At 66.4% G+C, this 1,535-nt stretch carries 2 protein-coding genes and 1 pseudogene; 2 read left to right on the top strand and 1 reads right to left on the bottom strand.

What is annotated here, in order from left to right:
- Positions 1-89: 89 nt before the first annotated feature.
- Positions 90-492, bottom strand: a pseudogene (locus ACZ7GX_RS27045) (integrase core domain-containing protein).
- Positions 493-660: 168 nt separating this feature from the next.
- Between ACZ7GX_RS27045 and ACZ7GX_RS27040 the strand changes: the two are divergent.
- Positions 661-855 carry a BrnT family toxin gene (locus ACZ7GX_RS27040; RefSeq protein ID WP_498780573.1) on the top strand — a complete coding sequence of 65 codons (195 nt, stop codon included), beginning with the start codon at positions 661-663 and terminating at the stop codon, positions 853-855.
- Positions 856-860: 5 nt separating this feature from the next.
- The gene (locus ACZ7GX_RS27035; RefSeq protein WP_498780571.1) at positions 861-1,355 is read left to right on the top strand and encodes a hypothetical protein; all 495 of its coding nucleotides are present in this window, start codon (positions 861-863) and stop codon (positions 1,353-1,355) included.
- Positions 1,356-1,535 lie beyond the last annotated feature (180 nt).

Raw genomic sequence — 1,535 nt, 5'->3', positions numbered from 1 at the left:
ATACAACAGCGGTATGCGGCCCATTCGGCCGCACCGCCGGGAACCACCTCAGGCGCGACTCTCATCGAACGAGACTTGTGAAACAGGCGCTAGCTGTACTGCCCGGGGAGGTTGGGGACGCGGCTGGCTGGTGGTTGGCCGCCCAGTGCGGTGTGGCCGCGGTGGTGGTTGTAGGTGTGCAGCCCGTGTGGCAGTGCGGCTCGTCGTTCGGCTTCGGACCGGTAGGGCTGGGCGTAGGCCCATTCGTCGAGCAGGGTGTACCCCGCCGAGCAGGTAGGCGATGCGGGTCGGACCCCACCGCCGCGCCAGGCGGACGTTCACGATCCGGCGTTCGCAGCGGGTGGGCAGGCGACGCGGGCTGTGGTGCGGTCGGCTGCAACGGTCGGTCGTGCCCGCCTCGCCCAGCACGCGACAACGCGAGGCCCAGTGGGCGGTGGTCGGCTAGACCTGGAACCGCTCGGCCGCGCGTCGCAACGGCCGGCCCTCGTCCACGGCGCACCCGGCAGGTCGCCGCTGTCAGGTGCCGGGCATGCCTCCCGGCACCACACGCGGCAGTGACAACGCAATGCGTTCGTATTACACTTGGGTCGGTGTTCCGTGGTGTCAAGGACAGCAAGTGGTCGGCCGACCACATCGCCCGACACGGTGACCTTGGACGAGGTGAGGGAGGCGATCCTCGAACGTCCGTACTGGCAGGCCGAAGGCCGGGACGACACGATCTTGATGTACGGCCGCACCTATGCGGGACGGTATCTGTTCGTGGTGGCCGCCGAAGACAACGGTGAAGCGTTCATCGTGACCGCGCGGGACATGACACCCAGTGAGAAGAAGACCTTCCTGAGGAAGGCACGGTGATGACAATGGCAAAGCGAAACGAGTCCCTTCCTCGTCCGGTCGAAGACCTTGAGGCGCTGGCCGCTCACTACGACACCCATGACACGTCGGCCGAAATCGAGCATGGCGAGTGGGTTGATCCGCGTCCGATGCAAACCACGTCCCTTCGATTGCCGGGTGACGTCGTCGACGCGCTCAAGGCGCTCGCGCAGACGCGCGGTATGCGCTACACGGCGTTGGTTCGAGAGATCATCGAGCACGCGGTCAACGGTGTGCGCCTCGCGGAGAGCGAGGAATTCGCGCGGATCAACGAGCGACTGGCCCGCATCGAGGCCGCCGTCGTCCCGCAGCCCGAGGAGCCGCCAAGTAAACGTCCAGCGAGGAAGAACCCCGCATCGGGCTCCAAGAAGGCCAAGATCCCCGCGGTCCACGGACGGACCCCCCGGGTGGTGGCCGCAGCGCCTGCATCCACAGCGAAGGGGTACGTCGGCTCTGGTCGCAGGGCGGCAGGGAAGGGCTGAGGCGGTCACGAGGAGGCCAACCCTCCACCACCTCCCCTCCAGCAGAAGGGTTTCGTGTCATCCCGCCGACCCGTCTGGGGGGGGGACAGAAAACCAAACAAAAAAAGGCCCGCCCCCAAAACAACCCCCCGACCAAAAAAAAAACCAGACCGCCCACCACCCCCGAAGAGACCCTCTTTT

It is taken from the genome of Actinosynnema sp. NPDC037264 (assembly GCF_055603705.1).
Note: the sequence above shows the minus strand (reverse complement) of the source record. Positions and strands in the feature narration are given on the sequence as shown.

Excerpts from the sequence above, each read along its gene's own strand:
- ACZ7GX_RS27035 (WP_498780571.1), top strand. The coding sequence starts at position 861 with ATGGCAAAGCGAAACGAGTCCCTTCCTCGTCCGGTCGAAGACCTTGAG.